Below are 23,336 nucleotides of genomic sequence, written 5' to 3' on the forward strand. Positions count from 1 at the left end.
TTCGTTACAATGGAGTAATTATACATAATGTGTGAGGGTTAGGCATGAAAAACAAACGAATGATTGGATTTTTATTAGTTGTGAGTGGCAGTTTTTTCTGGGGAATCGGCGGAACAATGGCACAACAACTGTTTTCTCTTGGCATTGAAGTAAGCTGGCTTGTATCAACCCGCCTTATCATTGCTGGGATTCTTCTTTTAATTGCCCAGGCAATATTTAAAGATCAGGGGCAAATTTTCAAGATTTGGCGAGAAAGACGGGATGCATTCCGCCTACTCGTTTTTGCAATTGTAGGAATGCTAGGAGTTCAGTACACATATATGGCCTCGATTAAAGAAGGCAATGCGGCGGTAGCAACATTATTGCAATATTTGGCACCGGTTATGATTATTATTTGGGTAACAGTGCGTGGCCTATCCAAATTCACGAAAAAAGATGCAGTAACGATTGTGCTAGCTCTTAGCGGTAGCTTCTTTTTATTAACAAACGGTTCACTTTCCGCGTTTGCCGTGCCACTTCCTGCGATTCTTTGGGGGTTATTGTCCGGTGTGACCCTTGCGTTTTATACGCTTTATGTCATTCCACTTTTAAAACGATTCGACTCACTTGTCGTTGTCGGCTGGGCGATGCTGCTTGCCGGATTGACAATGAGTTTTGTGCAGCCTCCATGGGATGTGGATGTATCGGTTTTGACTGGCGCAACATTAGTTTATTTAGTAATTGTGATTATTTTTGGCACGATGCTCGCTTTCTGGTTTTACATTGAAAGCCTTCAAACTCTCACTGCTAAGGAAACGAGCCTTCTTGGCAATATTGAACCGCTAACTGCTGTTTTGGCAACCGTGTTATGGCTGAAGGAACCGTTCGGTGGATTTCAATGGCTCGGAACTTCGTTGATTTTGGTGATGATGATCTATATAGCATTGAAGGCGGATCCGCAGAAGGTTGAGAATCTGGATAAAGTTGAGGATGCAATAGTAGAAGACAATTGACGTTAGATAATGAAAGTGCTTGCATTGAGTGTGCGGGCGCTTTTTTGTTTGTAAGGCTTCATCGGAATTACAAAATCTTCCGCAGAATTCGGAAGCGGGTTTTAGATGTTATCGTGGTTATATTAGAACAGTTCATAGGAATGTTAGAAAACCCGGGTGTGTGATAAGACATGGTGTAATTTCCGGGAAATATTAGAGGTTGGTTGATGACGTTTTGATTTTATTAGAACAATTACAGCGGATATTAGAAAATTTGAACGGGTTATTAGAACAATTCGCCTGGATATTAGAAAACCCACATTTGGAGTACGACTTCCGGTGAATTTTCTGGCAAGATTGAGGACAAGTAGATGTTGTTTTAAAGTTTATTAGAACAATCTGTTGGTATATTGGAACTTTTGATAGTGATATTAGAAAATCTACGGAGGATATTTGAACAGTGGAATGATTTATTAGAACATTGATCGATTATATTAGAAGCTCAGCAATATATTAGTACTTTTTACGATTTATTAGAAGATCAGTGCTAGATATTAGAAAACCAATGCCCTCACCAAACATGTTAACCTCATAATAAAAACCAACTAGTGGATGCTAGTTGGTTTCCCCTCTAAAGCTTCTCAAGTTCCTTGAATACATCAAAAGCGCCTTCACTCTTATTTGAACAAATGACACTCGTCACACCATTTTCCGGATAAAATGCTGAGTGGAAGCTCACGCCCGGGTCATAGCCCATCACATGGTATTTTGATATAATATCATCCCGCTTATCAATCCATACCCCGTAGCCGTAAAATCGGTCATAGTCGTCATCTGTATGAATATATGGCGTTAACATTTGCTTTGTCATCTCTGAATTTAAAAGCTCAAACTTCATCAATGCTTGCCAAAAACGATGCATATCATCTACTGTGACAAATGCTCCGCCGTCTGCACCGCCTTTTACGGGAACAGAGTAAATATTTGATTTCCAAGAACCGTCTTCCTCATCAATATAGCCGAGTGCCGTATTTGAAGGTAGGGCATCCAGTTCAAAGTAGCCTGACTGCCCCATACCTGCACGCTTGAATACGTGTTCCGTCACATACTCATCAAAGCCCTTGCCGCTCACCTGTTCGACGATAAGACCGAGCAGTATATAGCCTGCATTATTATAATGAAAGCGTTCACCTACTGCCAACTTCATCGGTTCATGCTGGAACAACGGCAAAAAATTATGGCCGTTTCGCATTAGATACATCGGCTGATTCACCCATAAATCCGCAAAGTCCTTCATTACTTCTTCGTCAAAATAATCCGGTATCCCCGCAGTATGTGTTAACAGATGATGGATAGTGATTCCCTCGTCGAAATGGGGAAACGGCATGTCCAAAACATCGGATAACTTCGATTCAAATGTAAGCTGCTCCTTCTCTACAAGCTGACATATCGCTACTGCTGTAAAGATTTTGCACCCGGAAGCGATACCGAATCGCGTTTGCTCATTATTCAAAGTATGATGTGTACGATTCGAAAAACCGTTATTGTAATGCTGTAATAATTCATTATTTCGTTTTACTAAAACATTACCTGAAAAGTCAATCTCTTTCATAATTGCAGTTACTTTTTCATTTATTAATTGCATTTTCATCTTGATCCCCTTTAATTTTGAGTGATTATAGATAAAAACTGGGTAACTAATTTACTCCGAATGAGGTTTTCGGAATAACAAAACTTGGCAATTCAATTTTAACATACCCCAAAGTTTTTTAAGCAATAAAAAAGGACTGCCTTTAACAATTAATTGCTGCAGGCCTGTCTCTCTCATCTAACTAGAGTATTACACTCGATTCCTTTTAAGCCTTTACTAAAATTTAATTCCATCATTATTGCTGTTGTTAATTGAATGAAATTATTCTTGCTGGAGCTAAGTTTCCGAAAAGGAGCTTCTGGCATAATCCGGAAAATAAGATTTTGTATTTTCAATAATAATTTTGGCATTTTGTATTGTGGTGCTATTAATACTAGGGATTGAACTTTTTAGGAGGTCAGTTGCATAATTTAATGCCAGAACTGTACCCAGAGAAAGTCCGATCAGTATGACTGGCTCGGAAAATTGCTCTATGTAATCAGAGAAAGCATCATAAAGATTACTGTAAGTCTTCATTTAGAAGCTGAAATACATCCGGGTGCGAAAACTGTTCTTTATCTCCCAGGAAAGAAATCGTTTTCTCCCAGCTTGAAGAACTTTGCCCTAAACCCTGCACAAAAATGTATCTCATTAAGCGATCCCCCTATTATTTATTATTTGCTTTTTTCATGTTAAAAAACGCATTTCCATAACTCAGGAGATGCGTCATTGATTTGTATTACTCACTAAAATCCAAATTACTTGGATGTTCAGGCAAATGTTCGATATCAAGCATATTCGTTGTCGGTACTTTTTTCGTTACTTCCTCAAAACGGAAGCCATCCGCCCAAACCTTCCCTTGCCCAATAAGCAAAACACCAAAGTAAATGGAAGAACTATCTTCAGGAACATCTAATACGATTGAATAGTGGTTCCAATCTGACGTTCCCTGTATTGACCGGTTGTCCATATTATCAAATTGAATCGTATCTCCCATGCCATTATCAATCCGAAGCCAAGCCCCACATTTAAATACATTATCTGTTTTTAGGAAACATGAAAGCTTTATTCGTTTTCCCTTATAGTCATGTGCTTGGAAACCTTGCATCATTGTAGCGAAGTGCTGCGCATTAACTTCACCCTTTGAATAGAGCATTCCGGATTTTGTACCTGTATGAAAAACATTTGAATCTACCGTCACTTCATATAATTCAGGGTTAGATCCACTTAAACTCCATCCTTTAATCTCTTGACTTTCATTCATTTCTTTTTCCTCCTCCATCATTCTTACAGCTTGCATAAGCTTCCGATATTTTCCGGGTGGCAAGGAGTAAATTTCTTTAAATGCTCTAGTAAATGCTTCCTGCGATTGAAAATGAAATAAGAAGGCAATCGTTAATAATGATTCATTTGACTGCAAAAGAAGTATTGCAGCAGTAGCTAAACGCCGCTCACGGATATATTCACCGATTGACTTCCCTGTCTCCTGCTTAAAAATACGCAACAAATGGTATTTTGAGTATCCAATAACTGACGGGAAACTATCCAACTGAATTTCTTCAGTTAAATTACTTTCAATAAATGCAATAATTCTTTGGGTTACTTCACTGTAATACATCTTGCTCACCTCAAAATTATCATAACGAATGAAGAGAAATTTTATTTGATAATTCTTGCTAAAGTTAATCATCCATATATTAACATAAAAATCAGTGGAAAATTCAGTCTATTTAACGATTCGTATATGACGAAAACATGATAATTTAAAGTTATCACAGATTGAGAGAAGGAAAATGTTATGAATATTAAACATGTTACGATGTATGCGTCTAACTTCGATGCAACAAAACAATTTTATTTAAATAAGTTCCAATTCCCTCTAATTTCAGAAGACTCGGACCGCTTTACAATGAATGTTGGAAAAACAACGGTCACTTTCATTGAGGCTTCCTTAAACGAAATACCATTTTATCATTTTGCTTTCGTTATCCCGTCAAATCAATTTGAAGAAGCAAAAAAATGGTCAAAAGAAAAAGTAACTTTATCAAAAAATCGGGGTGATGATGAAGTTTACTTTGAAGGAATTGATGCAAAGTCCATCTATTTTGAAGATCCGGCCGGTAATATTGTCGAATTTATTTGTCGCCTTTCAGATGCAAAACAAAGTACAGCACCGTTTTCGGCTTCATCCCTCCAAAAGATGTCGGAGATGAGTATTGTTGTAAAGGATAAGTTAAAATCCGTCTCGGCGTTACATGCAGTTTCTATTTTTGAACGTGATCATAAAGAAATTGCGGCTGAAGGTTTAACATTTATGGGGGCACGCAAAGATGCGTCCTATCTGTTATTCGTAAATGAGGGCCGCACATGGTTCTTTTCAAATAAGAATGCTGAAGTTTTCCCAATGGAGGTATTATTATCGGATGGAGTATTGGTTAAAATTGATGAAAATCTGGAATTGGTGAGTTCGAATCGTGGATGAAATGCTTGAAATCTTTTTAAGGAAACGAGCTTGGTTCTTCAAGCTCGTTTGGGCAATCTGAACAATATTTCCCATAACATTATCGATATCGCCTTTATTCTTGATAATAAATAAATGGTCGGCCTCATGTACTGTTGGATCAACAATATCTTCGCCTAGAGATTCTGCCTGTTGTTTAAAAAGCAGTTCCTCAAAATTTGAAATTGATCCCCTAAATATATTTGTACTTCTTTGACTTTGTTTTACTCTGGAATGAAGTTCATCATCCGATATATCAAAGTGAACCAATATTCGAACAAAAAATTCAGATGGGAACACTTCCTCTAGTAAATACTTTCGACCTTTGCTACTACGATTCGAATTGGAAATAATAAAATGAAAATCAGTATGTTCTTTAGCATAATCGACAATAAGCTTTGATAAAGAAGTTTTGAGGGTATTAGGTCCTTGAACCGGGAGTAGTTTTTTATAAAAAGTATTTAAAAATCCCGCGTGATTATCTTGGTCAATTATAATCGAGCTACCTAAATGTTTCTCTAAAGCATGTGCAAATGTAGTTTTTCCAGAATGGGTTTTGCCCACTGTAATAATTACTAATTTTTTCATTTGTAACCCCTTTAATAGAAGCACTAGCATAATTACTTATTTAATAACTGTTTCCCTTTTATTCTCTTCACTTTTAAACATATACCTTATGCCTTTACCTGCAAGCGGTTCATCTGCATACCTTGGTAATACATGAAGATGAGAATGAAATATATGCTGGCCCCCAATTTTTCCACAATTCCATCCGAGATTATATCCTTGAGGTTGATACATTTCATCCAAGTAGTTTTTCACATCTTGAAGAAGTGCATAGGTTGCATTCCATTCTTCTACTGTTAAGTCAAATGGAGTTGCTCTATGTACTATTGGTATAATGACGCCAGAACCTTCAAGACGAATTCCTTTCTGTTGTGCCTGTTCCAACTGCAGAAACATACAGTATTCATTTCTTAAAATAAGTTTTTGAGTTGGTTCTAATTCTAGATTACAAAATTTACAATCTTTCATTCAGATTCTCTTCCTGACAATAATTATTATTTTACGGTTTTCATTTAAATAAACAGTCGGCCTTAATTCTTTTCCTGTTCAATAAATAGTACATTGTTTTGTCTAGCTATTCGATAAATTTCGCTTTTATCTTCCTGTAGGAAATGGTTGTTCAAAGGAATTCGAATAGAATTGCCGTCTTTTGATATAAAATTGTATTCTTCGTATTTACCCGTGTCGTCGACATAATATTCAAGCGCTACTTCCTTGATTTCAGTCCATTGAAACGATTTTCCATCAAACAAATTATGCGAAACTACTTTTTCTTTTCCTATATATGTATAGCTTAAAACCGATAAATAAAAAACAAAGATCCCGCATGCAATAAAAACAATTAATAGGCTATATGTGAATTTGTTTTGTTTGATCAACGGGATAATGAATCCAATAAATAATAATAAACATGCAGCCACAACTAGGTTGAAATTTAAACCATTCGGAAAAAGCACGATTGCTGAAGAATCATACAAAAATGTTTGGACATAGAAAACAGGAAAGATTAGCCTAACGAAAGGTAAACTGATAATTGTTAATCCAGCAAGTACTAATAAAAGTAGCCGCGGCGAGTAATTGGTCGTAATTTTAATCCCCCCTAATAGTTAATGAAATATATTAGAAATTATAACAAGGAACCGTGCGCCTTCATTTAAATATGCCTAAAAGAATATTATCTTCAATATCCCTTATTTTAATGAAAAAGGGCGTGATACTAAAATAGAATCACGCCCTTAATTTATCTGGCATTTTTTAGGGAATTAAAATAACTGTGTAAACACTTTTTGAATGCTGAATTGTAAAGTTCTTATAGGTTTAAAGGTAATTGCGTGTAATAGGTTAACTGTGATAGCTGTATGCTGCCAGTCATCTCGCCTTCCCCTGCATTTTGTACAATTAAGTATTAAAACGATGTAAAAAGTAAGCTACTCCCACAAAAATGAGTAGCATCATCGTTACCTTAATTAATGACACCTGCTCTATTAGCGGCGTATGTGTTGAGCGGTCCCCTGAAAAGATGGACCACCAGCTCGGATCTGGATATTCATGTGATATCCCGATCCAAATCAAAAAAAATAACATAACTATTAACCAATAAATTTTCATTTCAACCACCTATATATCCTTCTATAAAAGAATTCTAAGTTTGCTTAAAATAAAAGCACATTCCTTGTTATACGAATGCGCTTTTAGGTGAAAAATGCTATATAAATAACAAATGCATTATTATTATGAGAATAATGTTCCAACTAAAATCACCGATTAAATCTTGTAGGCCGCCACCATGTTTACTTACATCCGGCTTTCTCTATAATTCCAGAGCGCTTATCGTAATTAAAGAATCGCGCATGTACATTGAGGAATATAACTCTTAGAACGCCTTTCGCTGGTAAATAACTGAAGTAATCATCCAAGAAGAAACATATAAAATCAAGATAATAATGATTGCTACGGTATATAAAGAATGCATGGATAAACTGCCAATAATATCAGTTACTGCTGTTAAACGTTCAGCAACATACAATACAATAGCCGGTCCAACACTCCCTAATAGAAGAAAACCAATAATTACTCCCGGAAAAATATAACCGGGCTTAAATATATAAAATAATGGAAAGGTAATTGAAGCAAATGTTAAGAACAACCCACTGCCCATTAAAATATCCGCCATCGTAAATGGTTTATTGAAGGCAAGAAATGCTATACTTGTCAATCCGATTGCTGAAATCATATAAACAATAGCGCCCAGATAACGTGATGCGATAATTTCCATACGTGTATACGGCAATGAATTTAATAGTATATTTGTCTCTACTTTTTCATCATAAACATAAGTATTAAAAGGAATAATAAGACTCGCTATTAGATAAGTCAAAACTGGATGTATGTCCATAATGATAAAGAAAAAGATTAAAGGGATAAAGGTAAATAGCTGCTTTTTCTGCAATATGACATCACGTCTGATTAAATTAAACATGGTGTACCCGTCCTTTCAAGTAATACATAATATCTTCCAGTGAGGCACGATCAATGACAACTGCATCTCCGAAAGTATTGTTTACTGCTTTAATATTATCTGTCAATGCTTCAAACCCTGTTGTAGCGCGGTGGACATGCACAAAGGCTTTTTCAGTATCTCTATCCAGCAGTTCCAATCTGCCTTTAACGAGCGCATAGTTTTCAGCTACTTCATGAATAGACTGATTAAAAATTAAATTACCACTCTGTATTAAAGCGATATAATCGGCGATTCGATCTAAATCAGTTGTAATGTGTGTAGAGAAGAAAATAGTGCGATTACCATCGATCATTAATTCTTGTAAGAGAACCATCAGTTCACGTCTGAAAATGGGATCTAGCCCCGCTGTTGGCTCATCCATAATTATCAGCTCCGCATTATGAGAGAGTGCGATTGCTAATGATGCCTTCATTTGCATCCCTTTTGAGAAAGTTTTGTTATATGCTGGTTTTACTATACGCTTAATATCTTTTAGATTCAGCCCTTCAAAAAAAACATTGCCATCATATACAAATCCAATTCGATCTTTGATCGCCTTCTCATGCGTCTTGTAGTCCAGTCCAAAAAGTTTAACTTCACCTGCATCCGGTTTTAATAGGTTCATCATCATTTTTATAGTAGTAGATTTCCCGGCTCCATTCGCACCAATAAACCCTGTAACAAATCCTTGCTTCACTTGTAAATCGATATTATTAACGGAAAAGCCTTTAAATTTTTTCGAGACATTTACTAATTCAATTACATTCTCCACTTTTTCACTCCTCATATAAAATTTTTAGTAATTGCTGTAGTTCATCAAGTGATAGCCCCATTTCTCTGCTATTCGTTATAACAGCACTCAGTTGCTCCTCAATGACCTTCAGCTTCTTCTCTCTCATTACCTCTATATTTTGCTCTGCGACAAAAGAGCCTTTTCCGACAATTGAATAGATAAAGCCCGCCTTCTCCAATTCCTCATAGGCACGTTTTGTCGTAATAACACTAATTTGCAGATCCTTTGCAAGACTACGCATGGAAGGTATTGCTGCCCCTTCCTGTAATTCACCTGATAAAATAAATGATTTCATCTGATTTGTAATTTGTTCATAGATTGGCTCCTTTGAACTATTGGAAATTATGATTTGCATGCAAAAAACCTCTTCTTTATTTTATTGGAACAGACTAAAAGAATAATACCCGTTATAATGTATATATACTATATACACATTATATACACAATTACAAATTCTTACAACCCCTTTTTTAAAAACAATAAATTTATTTAAATTAAAAGGAAAAAGCATGTTTTGAAAAAGATAATCAAAACATACTCTTTAAAGATTTTGTTTAAGTTGCTTTTATTTCCCTTATAAATTTTCAATTTAAATTAAGTATTGTACATATGCCCTTTTCAATAATCTTTCCCGCAAGAAACACAACGGTTATCCGTGTCAGTTTCTCCATACATCCGAAGTTCCTTTTCAATATTACATACACGACATTTTTCAAAGCGGATTTGCGGGAGTTTACCGGCTTCAGCCAATATAACCCATTGTTCTTCATATAATTTTTTAGTCATACCATAGTCAATTAAAACAAGGTGCCCCTCTTCATCCAAACCGTAATTTCCACTATCTTTAAAATCAAAGCCATCCAATTCATGATCGATTACATGGAGTGCAGCTTTTAAATCTTCCGTTATTCTTGAATCCGTCTCCAAATCAATATCGTATGAGCAATGATTGTTTAAAGGAAGTTGCTCATAAAAAGGCTGAATGACATATTTATCATTCATAAAAAGAATGGGCGCGATATGCTTTTCTAACCCCTTCATTCCCAACGTCTGATACATTTCATATTCATTTTTACTTTGAGCATATCCGATAGGATGCAAAAAGGTTTTAATTACAAGGTTTTCAAAACGATAAACTTTTCTTGTTGAGCCGATTCCAATCATCTTAGCTTGTTTAAGCAAATCTTCTATGTGTTCTACTACTGTGGAAATCTTCATTTTCTTCATCCCCGAATCATCTATGTATTTAGTTCTCGTGTTTACAGCTACTTCTAAAGTTTGAATCTATTATCCTTCATACCAGCCTTCATCGAATTCGAGATTTAATGCTTTACCTAAACGTATCCCAAATTCAATAAATCCTCTCCCCCTTGCTGTAATAATATTTCCATCCTGTACTACGGGATCATCACAGTATTTTTCTTTATCAAAAACACATAACTTTTCGATAGCTTCCATTGGTAACCCAACAGTATATTTCTTTCCTGTCAGCAAACCTGCTTTTGCCAATAGATACGGTGAACACGATATACTTGCAACGATTGTCTCTTTCGTAACGGCTTGCTTTAAAAATTCAAATAATATTTCTTCATTAAGAAGCGTTTTAATATCCAAACACCCCGGCATCACGATACTATCAATTTCCTCAATGTTAATTTCCCTAATTGTTGTGTCAGCTACACACGTTAATCCAGACTCACCTCTTATGGAGTGATTATCCAACCCTACAGTAACCATGGTCTTGTTTCCTTGCATTAAAATAGACAACGCTATACTTAATTCATATTCACTGAATTGCGGATACAAAATTACTGCTGTTTTTTTCACAATCGCTGCCTCCTTATTTCCGACCCGTTTTTATAGAACCGCCCGTGATTGTTTCGTTTGTTGTATGCTATTATTTCGGCATCACCACTTAACATATATAAACATTATTAATGAAATTATCGAAACTGAAATAGCTTAATAAAAAATAAGCGCTAATTCTTTAAAAAGAATAGCGCATGAAAACTATCCAGAAATTTTTGTTCCCTGATGAAAATGCATCTTCCACTGTCCATCGACAAATTTCCAAATCGAACTCCGTAATGAATGCTGTTTGTTTACCTCATTATAAATCCTATACGTTGCTAGAACGATTTCTTCAGACAATAAATGTATTTCAAAGTCACTCATTGTCATTTGTACGATTCCAAGAGTCGCTTCGCTAATCTCCTCATCTTTGTACAATACTTTCCCTGAGCTTCCAAATTCAAAAAAATTGTCAGCAAGTATGTTCGTTAGCTCCTCTTTTGATGTCCGAATTTCAGGTGCCAACAATTTGTTTTCTAGTTGAAATAACAGTTCTTCCAATGCTGACTTTTTTTCCACTTTCAATTCACCTTTTCTGTACTTGGAAATGTAAATCGCTTATCTTAAACAGGAATAGTAGGTGATTGGCAACCATATGAGTATGCAAGACAACTAAAGCCAGCCTTCTCAAGAATAGGTTTACTCATTGGACTGGCATCAACTGTGAGGAAAGAGTACCCCTTCTCATAAGCTTTTTGTGCACGAACTGCCAATAGTTTTGAATAATAACCATTGCCTCGGAATCCTGGAAGCGTTGATCCACCCCATAAGCTGGCAAAGGATGAATTATTCTCTAAGTACATCCAAGCAGCACTTACAAGCTGGCCGTCGTCATAAACCCCATAAATATAGAGCGAGTCAGGATTATTTTGTTTGTCTCTCCAAAGTCTTTCTCCAAGCTCTGCATGAGAACCATTCCAGATAGCATCTTCTAGCGCAATAACATCATGGATGCCTTGTTCATCCGTTATTTCCTTTACTACATGTAAATCGAAATTTGTAAGGAAAGGATGACTTCCCGATAATTTCATGACCATCAATGCTTCTGGATTATCGATCGTAAATCCTTCTTGTTTAAGTATTTCAGTCAAATTATCAGGTTTGTCATAGCTGTACACTTTCCATTCAAAACTCTGCTTAAGGTTACCGAAATAAGTTAACTCATTTCGAATCACTTCCCTAGCAGAACTTTCATTTACATTAGAACTTAAAATAAATCCGCTTTCGTTATATTTTGAAACATGACGAACAACATGGTCGGTTTCTTCTCTTCTAAAACCTGGTGTTACAGCTTCTTGGCGTAGTTCTTTATGAAAAAGCGCAATGCATTCGTTTTTATCCATAGCCGAGTTCCTTTCAACACATCAAAGATTTTTATTGAAAAAAATTGAATAACTTATAAATATAGTAAACTAATTATACATGTTTTTGTTTAATCTTCCTCAATTTCTTCGGCAAATTTATTGATCCTTTCTAACATTGGCGGATGAGTATAGCGGAACCATTTAACAAGTGCTGGAGGGTTAACTTCACTAAGTCCGGCTTTCGTCAACTGTTGAAATGATGAGACCGCTGCCTCAGGATTTTCTACAAGTTCAATTGCAAATTCATCAGCCCGGATTTCCTGATACCGTGAAATCGCATTGGATAATGGGCTTGAGAAGAAAACGAGAAATGATGAAATCAATAAAAACAACGGCAAGGAGTTCATATTGCCCATATCTTTAATTTTCAAAACTGGTCCATAACGTCGAATCATCCAAGGCATAATCTTTGCGATTAGCCATAGTCCAATAAGTGTCATAAATAAATAGACCGCGATGTTTATATAGATATCCTTCAGCAAGTAATGACCCATCTCGTGTGCCATGATAAAGAGGATTTCATCATCCGTTAATCGGTTTAATGTCGTATCCCATAGCACTATCCGGGAATTTTCACCGATCCCTGTTACATAGGCATTTAAAGCATTCGTTTTCTCCGACATATTCACTTCATACACATGTTCAGATGGAATATTCGCCTGCTCTGCAAGAGAAAGAATTTTCGTCTCTAACGCTTTATCTTTTAATGGTGAGAAATCATTGTAGATCGGGTCGATCACGACAGGCTGAATGAACATGAGGAAAATTGAAAACGGCACAGTTAAAGCCCATGCATAGAGCCACCATTTTTTCGGGCTTTTTCTGATGAGCCAATAAAGTACCGCTACCATGATTACCGACATCCCTAACTCAAGCCAAAAATCAATTACATTTTCCCGCATCCATGATGAAAAGATCTGCGTACTGATGCCATAGCTTTTGCTCAGCTTATAGCGGAAATAGTCCAGTGGGAATTGGATGATGAAAAGTAGCAAGGACAGGAAAAACAGATACATCGAAGTTCTGAAAAGAGACCATTTAAATTGTTCAGAACTCCAACTTTCGAACAAACGTGAAATACCCATAATTAAAATAAAGAAATAAAGAAGCCATTCCAACGGCGTTGAAATAAAGAACAGGAAATTCCTTACTTTTGATAACTCTTCACTTAATAACAACTCGTGCGTTGTAAGAAAAGTGCTTGGATCTGCAGCCGTTCCTTGAAGAGCGGCTGGAATCCCACTATTTTGTCCATGGAAAAAATACAAATACATTGCGACAACATAAAGCCCAAATGCAAAAACAGCCAGTAAACCCCATTTTTTTGTCATTCCTTCTACACCTCAATTCATTCGTTACCATATCCTATTATTGAAATGCGGAAATCATTTCTGCCAAGTTGGTCATACTTCTTTTTTGACGGTTCTATATGTCTTGGAATCTTCATAAATTGGACTCAATCTTAAATTGAATTAACAAGGAGCGCTTAATCATGTTGTTTGCTGTTCATTATTTGGAAAATAAAACACCTGTCCTAAGTCAGTGTCTAGAACGTATTCCTAAGGTAGATGAGGATATAAAAATTAAAGGTCGTAAAGGAAAAGTTTTAAATGTCGTTCAAATCGAAGAAAGTAAATATCATGTGCATGTCGTCTTAGAAAAAATAATTAAAAATCAAGCTGTATTGAAAGACGATAAAAAGAAAAGACGTTGAGGAACATGAGAAAACTAGGGTAACTATTCTAAATATAAAGTAAAAATATAACAGTTCCCTATATACCTCCCCCTCTGTAAATGCTATAATAACAGTTAAGAACATGACTTTATCTGTTTCTTATCACGGTCTTGTAGCTCAGTTGGGAGAGCACCACCTCGACAAGGTGGGGGTCGCTGGTTCGAGACCAGTCGGGACCATAATTTCAGTAAGCTTGTGAATCCCTGATGTATCAAGGGTTCAGACGTATTAAGACCGTTTGTAGAGCAAATCTATTTACGGTCTTTTTTTGTGTAGTAAAGCTGTTTGGTCACAGTCTGGTCACACACCCTAATTTTGTGTAGCATAGATGTAGTTATCAAACACTGTTGTTGCTTCTTTTTGCATCGTCGGTAATGAATGACTGTAACGATCTAATGTAATTTTAGTACTAGCATGTCCTAATCTTTCAGATATTACCTTTACATTTACACCTAATTGAAGCATAAGTGATGCATGTGTATGACGTAAGTCGTGAAATCGAATTTGAGGAACAGATGCCTTTTTTATAAGATTATAAAAATTGCGGCGAAGATTTTTAGGATTAATTGGTGTTCCTACAAGGGAAGCATTCACTAAATTCATATTTTGATAGCCAGTACCTAGCTTTAGACGCTGCTCTGCTTGTTTAGTCTTATGCTTCTTTAAAAGATGTACAACAGTATCCGATAACTCAATTACTCGGCGACTTGAAGCAGTCTTTGTAGACTCCTGAATTTCTTTTGAGCCTGCTATAATTGTATGTCGTACTTTTATTACCTTCTTTTCAAAATCAATATCATCCCATAACAAACCGAGTAACTCTCCTTGACGCATACCTGTATTAAGGGCTAAAACATATATTAATTCGAATGAAGTATCTGTAGCTGTTTTAAGAAATTGTTGCACTTGTTCCTGATGCCAAATATTCATTTCTTTCGGCTTATGCTTTGGTTTAGAAACAGCAACAACAATGTTCTGAATCACTACTTGTAATTTCACAGCTTCGTTAAATATATTTACTAGCACCGTATGCGTGTCCTGGATGGTTGCATTACTACGACCTTTTTCATGAAGCACCGAATATAGCTGTGATATGTTTAAAGGCTTGATATTTGCTATTGGCATTTGCCCCAAGAATGGGCGGATATGATTTTTTAAGATATAATGGTATTTTTGCAGAGTATTCACTTTTACTGTGCGTTTTTTGTTTTCTATCCAAATATCAAGAAAATTATTTAATGTCATTTTAGACGGTTCTACGTAAGTGCCTTCATTCAATTGATTAAGCGCCTTTGTTAGTGCAGCCTGAGCTTCTTTCTTTGTTTTAAAACCACGTTTCTTCTTTTGCTTTCTCTTCCCGGTAAAGGGATCAGAATAGCCGAATACATAGTACCAACTATTATTTTCTTTCTTTATAGAGCCTTGTGCCACAATCGTTTCCTCCAATCAAAATACTATCCAAGTAACCATTTTAAAAATGATTGTTTTGAAATTTTGATTCTCCGACCGACCCGCACACTATGGAAGACATTTGAATTTACTAATTCATACGCTTGTCTTCTACCTATCTGTAAAATATTCTGCACATCCTTCACATCTAACAGATCAGGATAATTCATTTCTATGTTTGTCATCTCTATTTCCTACCTTCATTATAATAGTTTTTCTACAAGTTGTATCCTGTAGTTATTTATAATGTCAGTGTAAGATTAATCAAGATTTACTGCAAAGTTGCTCAGCAACTGTATTTCATTACTCACTTAAAATGGACATTACTAAACTTTATTTACCTCAAACAATCTTAGAATTGCTCCAACTCCTTCGAAAATGGCTTTAAAAGCTAATATAGAGCGAAATTCTCAATAATCTTAGGACTGCGGTTTCAACATACACTTTGATCCTTAGGTATTTGAGGCAAGTGAAATGATAAGTGGAATCCTGATTGCTTGAGTAAGTGGATCGGCTACATTTAGTTGAACAGTTTTTATAAGTGATTAAGGGAAATTATCATGTCTATCAACGAAGAAGAGCTTTATATGGAGCAATTGGCATGATCGCCTCATTTAGCTAAGCCAGCCTTATTCAGCTGGCTTTAGCTAAACGAGGCTCCATGTCGAGCAACTTGTGCATCGTTTATGCTTTAAGAGAGCCTCCTAACTACCTAAAAAATGTTGTTAAAAGTGTTACCGTTCCAATTAGCCTCCTTTAAAAACAGTATTTTATTTATAAAGGGTCTATTAGATGTGCTTATTTAGCGATTTTTTTAACTCCCCTAAATCAATTTTCATTAAGTCTTTTATATGTTCATCAGACATGCTACTAATATCATATGCTGTTAATTCTAATGCCAATGTGTATGCTATTCCATTTAAATAAGTAGGCTTGCTTACACCAAAATTCGGATACTTTTCATTGACAACCGCTTTACCCAGATTTAACAATCTTAATTTTTCTGATTCTTCCATAAGAAATTCCTCCTCTATATTTTCTTTAATCAGTTTAGATTATCATTTTATGATTAAATTTCTTACCTCGTTAAACGCTCGATATCTATGTACCATGGCATTTCAATAATTATTTTAAGTTCTTTGGATAGTAAAATATCTCTTCACTTATAAACTTCTGTTTACCTGCACATGTAAGGTTTAAGCGAGATAATCTATGTACTTCTTTATTACCGCTTATCGGCTTCTCGACATAGGTTGTATGTTAACAGCAACTCATCAAAGTCTGTTTGATATTTCTCTGCTACTTACAGTACCTGATATACAACTGAGTGGAACTTTTCTGGAATGTCTCTTTCAGAGAACTTGTTCTTGTCAGGCTCTGTAAAACCAATTTCGAAGTTCTTAACTGTACCTGATAAGGCAACCCGTTTTTAAATTATCATAGCCTATATCATTTATGTACTTGTCCAATGTATCATTATAGCGCAACTCCTATAATCGACTCGCTGTAACAACCATCATTTTTTGTACGTTCACCGATTTTACGCTACACGAAATTGTGATAATACTCAAAAATACCTTCCTATTAAGCAATGCTGTGCGGGTAAAGTAATACATATTGTAAGGTTTCTTTGATACTTTCGGAATGGATAAATTATTCGCTATAACTCTAAAAACTTAATTAAATCCTCTGAAAACAACATTTCATCATTAAAATCTTTTTTATTAATCACTTTCCAAATTCCAATACTGTTCTTATCATTGTTACTATAACCAATCAGGACTTCTAGCTTAGGTATATTAAAATGAATTTTATTTTTCTCACCCGCAATTTTTATTAAATTATAATTATTTGTAACCATCGATCTTTTAGTTGCGTTATTATAGGGTTTACCTGAGACTAGACTTAATATTGTAGTTGATTCAATTTCTTCTTTATAAAATTGACTTTCTTTAAGCTCTTCTATACTAGAGAATTTAATTTTCTCTAATATCTCTTTTGGTAAATCAAAATCATTAATTAAGAAATAATCAATCCCTAAATGCTTACATAGCCCCGCTAAAATTATTGCCGTCGTCTTGCCATGATGTGGTATTATAGCGATGTTTTTATAATTCAAATATGTTTCAGCGTATTTTTCGTCGTTGGTTAGCTTAAGGACTCTTTTTTAAATCAGTTGTTTGTATACCATCAAATCATTTGGTCCTTCAACTAACAATACCTTTTTACTGAAAATTATCTTATTTAAGTTCGGTTCGATAATTTTTATGTAGTTATTATAATCAGCTATTTCATCTAACGAAAACTCTTCTTTCATTTTTTTATTGAAATCACAATTATAATTATTAAAAGCTACTACCGATTGTTTTGAACCCTCGTCAAATTCCAAACGTATTAAACCTCTAGTATCAAAAATATCTATCATTTTATGTGAATGAGTAGTATAAATAACTTGATGCCCTTTTTCTGTTAATTCACATAATACTTTCTTATAAAAATATTCTTGATGATTTTCATGTAGAAAGCTTTCGGGCTCTTCAAATATAAATACACACTTATCATCTGTGTTTGTTTCCGCTATCGTTTGTATTATTGACATAACAAACATTGAGATATAGCCATCACCAAAATTTTCTATTGGAATTAAATTTTCACGATCACCATTAAGACCTACTTTAAATATCATCTCTAAGAAGATATCTTCATATTCTGGTAAGCCAAATTCAATTACACACGCATTATCCCTTAAATTTTTTGAATAATTCCCCTTAATTCTATCTATAAAGTCTATTAGAAGTGATTCACTAATCATTTCATCAGATAAGTTTTTCATTTTCTTATTAAATGATATTCTTTTGTCTATAATATTAGGGTCTGAAGTAATTGAACTTTTGATAAATTTAGCTAAAAAAGATGTTAAATTCCCCCAGCTAGTTTTCTTTATGGAAAGTTCTTTTTTTATTTCATGAAAATTAACATAAAATATCTTATAATATTTAATAGCACCAGATGATATACTATTTTCACTGTTCATTTTAGCACTTAGTATCTCTGTTTCATCAACCTGCATTTCTAAAAAAAATTCCCCAGTTAAATTGACTTCTCTTCCATTTACAGTTGTTTCAGTACTACTATCAAGCGTTGAACTTATTGAAATTTTATTAGCTAAAAATCGATTATGGAAATCATCTAGACTAAATGTTTCTTTACCAACATATTTCGAAGTTAAGCCGATCAAGATAGCGTTCAATAAATTTGTTTTTCCTGCATTATTATAACCAACTATCGTAACGGGTCTTTTATAATTTTCATTCGGAAACGTTATCGTTTGAAGTTTATTTCCAAATGAACGATAATTTGCAATTTGAATTTCATTAATTCTAAGTTTACTCATCCAAGCCACTTCCCCTTCCTTCATGAAATACATTCATAAATCATAAAACTCAGAAGTAAATAATTTTTATTCATCTCACTTAATACACAAATACTAAATACTCTATTGAATCAGATGCATTTTGTTTAGTTAACTCATATGCATCATATAGACTTTGCTATGCTGTTATAATTGTTAACCTTAATCCATTTGGACTAGCTTATATTTACAGTTTAAATCAACCTTCAACAAATAGGAAGATATTAACTGTTTAATTTTAATTCTTTAGACATATAACCTATTGCTCTATTCTACAAAACAAGAAAGCTTCTCTATATGACATCCCTTTAAAATCTCCCCAATATTAAACTATCTAACTAGCTTTGCTACCACAGAGTGCTTCTATCTAATTTTAGGAGCTTTGCATTTGCATAATTAAAACAAAAGAACACCCCCTACAGCTCTTAAAACGTTGTAAAATGAGTTCTTTTTGTTTACTTACTACTTTTTTCTATACAATACAGTTATAGCACTTATTTTTTATGAGTAGGGGCCGAATTTGTTTGTGGACATAAGAATGGCACCTCCCTTAATGGATACGTCTGTCGTACTGGAGGTGCCAACTTATTTATATGCGTTATTTGATAACGGGCTTACTTTAGACTTTACTATAGACGGCTAATTCTCAAAGAATGTGGCTTTGAAAAAAGTGGTACTTATTCCATAAACGATAGTCTTTTTAAATTCCAAATATAAATGCCAAAATATTACTTATATAACCTACATTTTAAAAATTAGTTTTCTAATTCCAACCATGCAATTACTTTGGAAAGTGGGGACTTTATATTGCAACCTATTGATGCTGTATGCTTTATTAATTATTAGTATTTCTTATAAATCTATGTTATCTGCTTTTTACCATCACTTAACGTTCTCCAAGCAAGCTGGATTGCCTCAATTGATTCTTTTAACTTGTTCACAAATGCTACTTTATCCATATCTGGAGTTAATTCGACTAAACTCATATCACGTGGTTGTGGTTTTCTCACATTATTTTCGTTATAAGGATAAACAGCCCAGACTTCTTGAATTGCTCTAAATGCCCGCCAAATACCTGGGAATGACTTCGAATAAATTTTTTGAGAATAAAAATTATCTCGATAAGCTGTAAGTTGATCCATTACCTCGTTACGTCCAAATTCGGACCAAATATATTTTAAAGGGCGGTATTTAAAGTCAATAATAATTGAATTAATATATTCCCCTTCCTTAAAGAAATCCAATCGCAAATCTGGTCGTTTATTGCCTGCATCAGTATATAAAAGTTTAGATACATCATTATCTATCACTTGATCATAAATAAGGTGGAGTTCTGTATCTCCCTTAATTAATTCAATAGTTTCTCCCTGTTTCAAAAAAGGAACTTCAAACTTATTTTCACTCGATTTTGATAAAGTTTGATTGTAAATCCATCCTTTTTTTATTTGATACCCAATTTCTTCAGATGTAAGTGCTTTTATAAATTGAATAAAACCCCATATTTCATATAATAAGTCAGTGCGTTTCCAATAGTAAGTATATTCACGATTTAAATTAATTTCATAGTTATTTATCTTTAAGTCTTTATAAAACTTAAAGATACTTCTATAATTCATATCTGCTTGTACAACCATGGAATATTGTAATGGTCTGCCATCTGTTAAATCTTGTACCCAATCCAAACTCAAAAATTGATAACAATCTTGTAATATAGCAGTCATTCTAAATCGATGTGATTGCAAATCTTCTTTTGCTGCCAATAATTTATGATAATTTAAATCCTTTTTATTACTCCTATAAAAAATCCTCTTACTATTTATTGCCGATTCTACCTGCACTACATAACTATCTAGTTCTTTCAATAATGAACGTATATTTTTCATTATATTGGTAATATAGAATTTCAACCATCGATTTTCTAATGTATTATTTGAACACTCATTTTTTACCGTATATATTTTGCCCATACTTGCAGCTTGTGCATCAATGGTCATCTTTTTAAATGCCACATGATCAATTACACTAGGTTCGGATTTATTTATTTTTTTATATTTCCTTTTTAAACTATATCGAGGATTAGACATAACTTGATTAATAGCCAATTTCCACTTATTGAAATGTGAGTTAATCAATTGAACTTTATTAAGTAGACTTAGAGGTAATACAGAATCTTCTTTTATTTGTGTTCCAGTTCTTTTAAATAGAATATCTCTAGCAAGTCCTGTTATCTCAGACTCTACTTCTTCACGCATGACAATCCATTGCTCTTCCGTTACTTGCTTAGGTTTTACTTTTAACCATGAATAATATCTCTCATTATTACTTGTCACCGTAATCTTATAATAGCCTGGTATTAATGCACCCGTATATGTACCATTACTATCATAAATCTTAATAGGGTCAATGGATGGTTGAATATAGGTTAATTCATCAAATCTATCATCTTTTTGAACAATATCAAGTAAATCAAAAGAAAGTTTATCATCTGGGTTAGTAGATGAAAAAAATAATTCTAAAGTTTTATTTTCCTTAACTACAGGAATTTCTTCGTCTGTTAAATTAAACAGTTCGGCTTCTGTTCTTACAAACTTATCAACAAGAAAAGGCTTATTTTGTTTAAACTCAATCTTAAACGGTATAACCATGTAATTTTAACTCCCTTGATTTATCAAGTATTAACTGACGAGTTTTCTCCATCTTATAATCATTTGGAAGTTTGTCTAAAGTCGTAATTATACTACTATCACTCACTTCTTTATTTTCCGTATCATAAACACCCAATAACTCTCTAAATTGTTCTTCAGAACCTCGTATTTTCGTTAAGACACGTTGTACTAATTGTAAATCAAATGCTTCTTCTCGTGATAATTCGCTATTTAACGGAAGGTTATTAAGATAGTTACTTATTTGTTTAGCAATACGCCAACCTACACCTAGATTTCGGTTCGCCTTCTGTAATTCCAAGTGAATTCCCCATAAGCATTGTGATTCTTCTTTTAATAATCCTACTTTGGTATCCTTTGTTCTAAAAGAATTGTACGTTGTTGTAGAAATCTCTATCTTATCTATTTTATTTAGCTTATCTTCTGGATCATTTGATGTAGGTGGAGTAGAAGATAATTTCTCATAATAAGGAATCATATTTAAATTAATTACATTTGCACGGTCTAATACTTTATCAGAGAATTGATAAGTAGATTCATCAAGATTGACAGTTCCTACAAATAACACGTTATTACCAATCTTAATCGTAGGCTCATATACATTGTTATTATAAATACGATGTTGTAATTCATCGTTGTATAAACGTAATATTCTTTTATTTTCATCCATTTCAAGTACCGATAAGAACTGCGAGAAATAATGTTCTACTCGTGCAATATTCATTTCATCAAAACATACAATGTGCATCTGATCAGGATTAGTATAAGCATGGATTAAGATATTAACTAATCCCGAGTCTCCAGGTCGATAAACATTATTTAATATATCTAAATAACCAATAACATCTGCATCATCTTGCCAATAAGGTCTTACAGGGATAAATAGTAACTGTTCCTTTTTCAAATCTAAAGCATCTGCATAACATTGAACAAGTTTAGATTTACCTGTTCCACTCATTCCAGCTAATATTACTAAATTCCCTGTTTTCATTGCAGTATGGAAGTTATATAGATCTTTTTTAACATAATATAAATCTTGTGACTTACATTTTTGATCAAAAATCTCTATAAATTGTGTTTCTTTATCTATAATCAATGTATTTTCATTAGTAGAATGAATAACATTTTCTTGAATTACTTCTTTTATAATAGGTGTACCTTTATCTATTAATTCTTTTTCTAATTTTCTAAACTCAGTATACGGAATATATAATACATTTCTAATTTCATAGTAATTATAAAAATTTTCCTCATTAAGTTTTTGCTTATAAAATGTAGACTCATTGAATTTAAAACGGAACCCCCCATGCGCATGGTCATGAGAATCCATTATTCCGTATAAATTTAATTCTCCAGTATCGGGTTCTTTCCAACAAATCAAACTTGGTGTATCATCATCGTCTGTTGAAATATTCTTATTGTTACCAACAAATCTATTATTTAATAATCTACTTTCAAAAATATTCTTATCTGTTTGTTCTGCATCACCTGTAAAAATCGGAATTATATTCAACTCTTCATCACGTTTAAATTCATCATTTTTCTTTACATAACTTACGTTTCTTGCAATATAATAATTTTCTACTCCCCCAGATGAGCCTACACCTGTACGTACATCAATATTGAATATAAATATATATTTCTCAAGAAAATCAATAAATTTTTGTTCTCTTACCTCATTATCTTCGAATTCTACATCCGGATAATCTATCTCTTCTGCATAACATGTAACTGTTTTTATCTCGTTATATGGAAAATTTTCTGGCGGCACAGATATAATCTTTAAATAAAATTGTAATGCTCCATGTTTATTTACAAAAACTTTTTTCCTTAAGACTTCATCACTTGTTGCTAATACACCTGCAAAATCAATTGACCATTTATTCGCCATGTCTAATCAC

25 protein-coding genes and 1 tRNA gene are annotated in these 23,336 nt (G+C 33.9%); 4 read left to right on the forward strand and 22 right to left on the reverse strand.

Annotation, left to right across the window (positions count from 1 at the left end):
- The first annotated feature begins 44 nt into the window (after positions 1-44).
- On the forward strand, positions 45-992 hold the full coding sequence (locus tag MHH44_RS11320) for an EamA family transporter (protein WP_340798599.1): 948 nt from the start codon (positions 45-47) through the stop codon (positions 990-992).
- A 610-nt stretch (positions 993-1,602) separates the two neighbouring features.
- On the opposite strand, the gene MHH44_RS11325 is transcribed toward MHH44_RS11320, so the two are convergent.
- The 3 genes from MHH44_RS11325 to MHH44_RS11335 all read right to left on the reverse strand — a co-directional run bounded on the left by MHH44_RS11325 (position 1,603) and on the right by MHH44_RS11335 (position 4,219).
- Positions 1,603-2,622 (reverse strand): serine hydrolase domain-containing protein, encoded by a 1,020-nt coding sequence (locus MHH44_RS11325; RefSeq protein WP_340798600.1) that lies wholly within the window; start codon positions 2,620-2,622, stop codon positions 1,603-1,605.
- A gap of 499 nt (positions 2,623-3,121) precedes the next feature.
- On the reverse strand, positions 3,122-3,253 hold the full coding sequence (locus tag MHH44_RS11330) for a hypothetical protein (RefSeq protein ID WP_340798601.1): 132 nt from the start codon (positions 3,251-3,253) through the stop codon (positions 3,122-3,124).
- Positions 3,254-3,340: 87 nt separating this feature from the next.
- On the reverse strand, positions 3,341-4,219 hold the full coding sequence (locus tag MHH44_RS11335) for an AraC family transcriptional regulator (RefSeq protein ID WP_340798602.1): 879 nt from the start codon (positions 4,217-4,219) through the stop codon (positions 3,341-3,343).
- A gap of 180 nt (positions 4,220-4,399) precedes the next feature.
- Between MHH44_RS11335 and MHH44_RS11340 the strand changes: the two genes are divergently transcribed.
- Positions 4,400-5,083, forward strand: coding sequence for a VOC family protein (locus tag MHH44_RS11340; RefSeq protein WP_340798603.1), 684 nt, complete (start codon positions 4,400-4,402; stop codon positions 5,081-5,083).
- Here the strand turns inward: MHH44_RS11340 and MHH44_RS11345 are convergent.
- The 12 genes from MHH44_RS11345 to MHH44_RS11400 all read right to left on the reverse strand — a co-directional run bounded on the left by MHH44_RS11345 (position 5,018) and on the right by MHH44_RS11400 (position 13,507).
- Positions 5,018-5,689, reverse strand: a complete 672-nt coding sequence (locus MHH44_RS11345; protein WP_340798604.1) for an AAA family ATPase — start codon at positions 5,687-5,689, stop codon at positions 5,018-5,020. The genes MHH44_RS11340 and MHH44_RS11345 overlap by 66 nt on opposite strands.
- A gap of 36 nt (positions 5,690-5,725) precedes the next feature.
- A complete protein-coding gene (locus tag MHH44_RS11350; protein WP_340798605.1) occupies positions 5,726-6,136 on the reverse strand; it encodes an HIT family protein in 411 nt (136 codons plus the stop codon).
- A 62-nt stretch (positions 6,137-6,198) separates the two neighbouring features.
- On the reverse strand, positions 6,199-6,546 hold the full coding sequence (locus MHH44_RS11355; RefSeq protein ID WP_339261965.1) for a hypothetical protein: 348 nt from the start codon (positions 6,544-6,546) through the stop codon (positions 6,199-6,201).
- Positions 6,547-7,066: 520 nt separating this feature from the next.
- Positions 7,067-7,276 (reverse strand): hypothetical protein, encoded by a 210-nt coding sequence (locus MHH44_RS11360; RefSeq protein ID WP_008403826.1) that lies wholly within the window; start codon positions 7,274-7,276, stop codon positions 7,067-7,069.
- 265 nt (positions 7,277-7,541) lie between these two features.
- Positions 7,542-8,147: an ABC-2 transporter permease gene (locus MHH44_RS11365; protein ID WP_340798606.1), complete on the reverse strand. Its 606-nt coding sequence runs from the start codon at positions 8,145-8,147 to the stop codon at positions 7,542-7,544.
- Positions 8,140-8,940: an ABC transporter ATP-binding protein gene (locus MHH44_RS11370; RefSeq protein WP_340798607.1), complete on the reverse strand. Its 801-nt coding sequence runs from the start codon at positions 8,938-8,940 to the stop codon at positions 8,140-8,142. Before MHH44_RS11370 ends, MHH44_RS11365 begins: the two co-directional genes overlap by 8 nt.
- Before the next feature lie 4 nt (positions 8,941-8,944).
- Positions 8,945-9,316 carry a GntR family transcriptional regulator gene (locus MHH44_RS11375; RefSeq protein WP_340798608.1) on the reverse strand — a complete coding sequence of 124 codons (372 nt, stop codon included), beginning with the start codon at positions 9,314-9,316 and terminating at the stop codon, positions 8,945-8,947.
- Between the two features lie 263 nt (positions 9,317-9,579).
- A complete protein-coding gene (locus MHH44_RS11380) occupies positions 9,580-10,188 on the reverse strand; it encodes a protein kinase (protein WP_340798609.1) in 609 nt (202 codons plus the stop codon).
- Between the two features lie 60 nt (positions 10,189-10,248).
- Positions 10,249-10,788 (reverse strand): DJ-1/PfpI family protein, encoded by a 540-nt coding sequence (locus MHH44_RS11385; RefSeq protein ID WP_340798610.1) that lies wholly within the window; start codon positions 10,786-10,788, stop codon positions 10,249-10,251.
- 183 nt (positions 10,789-10,971) lie between these two features.
- Complete coding sequence (locus tag MHH44_RS11390) at positions 10,972-11,331, reverse strand: nuclear transport factor 2 family protein (RefSeq protein WP_340798611.1); 360 nt, start codon at positions 11,329-11,331, stop codon at positions 10,972-10,974.
- A gap of 44 nt (positions 11,332-11,375) precedes the next feature.
- Positions 11,376-12,155 carry a GNAT family N-acetyltransferase gene (locus MHH44_RS11395; protein WP_340798612.1) on the reverse strand — a complete coding sequence of 260 codons (780 nt, stop codon included), beginning with the start codon at positions 12,153-12,155 and terminating at the stop codon, positions 11,376-11,378.
- 89 nt (positions 12,156-12,244) lie between these two features.
- On the reverse strand, positions 12,245-13,507 hold the full coding sequence (locus MHH44_RS11400; RefSeq protein ID WP_340798613.1) for a M48 family metallopeptidase: 1,263 nt from the start codon (positions 13,505-13,507) through the stop codon (positions 12,245-12,247).
- A gap of 161 nt (positions 13,508-13,668) precedes the next feature.
- On the opposite strand from MHH44_RS11400, the gene MHH44_RS11405 reads away from it, so the two are divergent.
- Positions 13,669-13,890, forward strand: coding sequence for a hypothetical protein (locus tag MHH44_RS11405; RefSeq protein WP_340798614.1), 222 nt, complete (start codon positions 13,669-13,671; stop codon positions 13,888-13,890).
- A 127-nt stretch (positions 13,891-14,017) separates the two neighbouring features.
- Positions 14,018-14,090, forward strand: a tRNA-Val gene (locus MHH44_RS11410).
- 130 nt (positions 14,091-14,220) lie between these two features.
- Here the strand turns inward: MHH44_RS11410 and MHH44_RS11415 are convergent.
- The 7 genes from MHH44_RS11415 to MHH44_RS11445 all read right to left on the reverse strand — a co-directional run bounded on the left by MHH44_RS11415 (position 14,221) and on the right by MHH44_RS11445 (position 23,326).
- Positions 14,221-15,342 carry a tyrosine-type recombinase/integrase gene (locus MHH44_RS11415; protein ID WP_340798615.1) on the reverse strand — a complete coding sequence of 374 codons (1,122 nt, stop codon included), beginning with the start codon at positions 15,340-15,342 and terminating at the stop codon, positions 14,221-14,223.
- Positions 15,343-15,365: 23 nt separating this feature from the next.
- A complete protein-coding gene (locus tag MHH44_RS11420) occupies positions 15,366-15,545 on the reverse strand; it encodes a helix-turn-helix domain-containing protein (RefSeq protein WP_340798616.1) in 180 nt (59 codons plus the stop codon).
- A 603-nt stretch (positions 15,546-16,148) separates the two neighbouring features.
- Complete coding sequence (locus MHH44_RS11425; protein ID WP_340798617.1) at positions 16,149-16,376, reverse strand: hypothetical protein; 228 nt, start codon at positions 16,374-16,376, stop codon at positions 16,149-16,151.
- Between the two features lie 644 nt (positions 16,377-17,020).
- Positions 17,021-17,479, reverse strand: coding sequence for a hypothetical protein (locus MHH44_RS11430; protein ID WP_340798618.1), 459 nt, complete (start codon positions 17,477-17,479; stop codon positions 17,021-17,023).
- 48 nt (positions 17,480-17,527) lie between these two features.
- Positions 17,528-18,754 carry an ATP-dependent nuclease gene (locus MHH44_RS11435; RefSeq protein WP_340798619.1) on the reverse strand — a complete coding sequence of 409 codons (1,227 nt, stop codon included), beginning with the start codon at positions 18,752-18,754 and terminating at the stop codon, positions 17,528-17,530.
- Positions 18,755-19,632: 878 nt separating this feature from the next.
- Positions 19,633-21,417 (reverse strand): DUF2357 domain-containing protein, encoded by a 1,785-nt coding sequence (locus MHH44_RS11440; protein ID WP_340798620.1) that lies wholly within the window; start codon positions 21,415-21,417, stop codon positions 19,633-19,635.
- Positions 21,401-23,326: an McrB family protein gene (locus tag MHH44_RS11445; protein WP_340798621.1), complete on the reverse strand. Its 1,926-nt coding sequence runs from the start codon at positions 23,324-23,326 to the stop codon at positions 21,401-21,403. The genes MHH44_RS11440 and MHH44_RS11445 overlap by 17 nt, the downstream gene beginning before the upstream one ends.
- Positions 23,327-23,336 lie beyond the last annotated feature (10 nt).

This window comes from Solibacillus sp. FSL K6-1126 (assembly GCF_038003445.1).
GTDB classification, from domain to species: Bacteria; Bacillota; Bacilli; order Bacillales_A; family Planococcaceae; genus Solibacillus; species Solibacillus silvestris.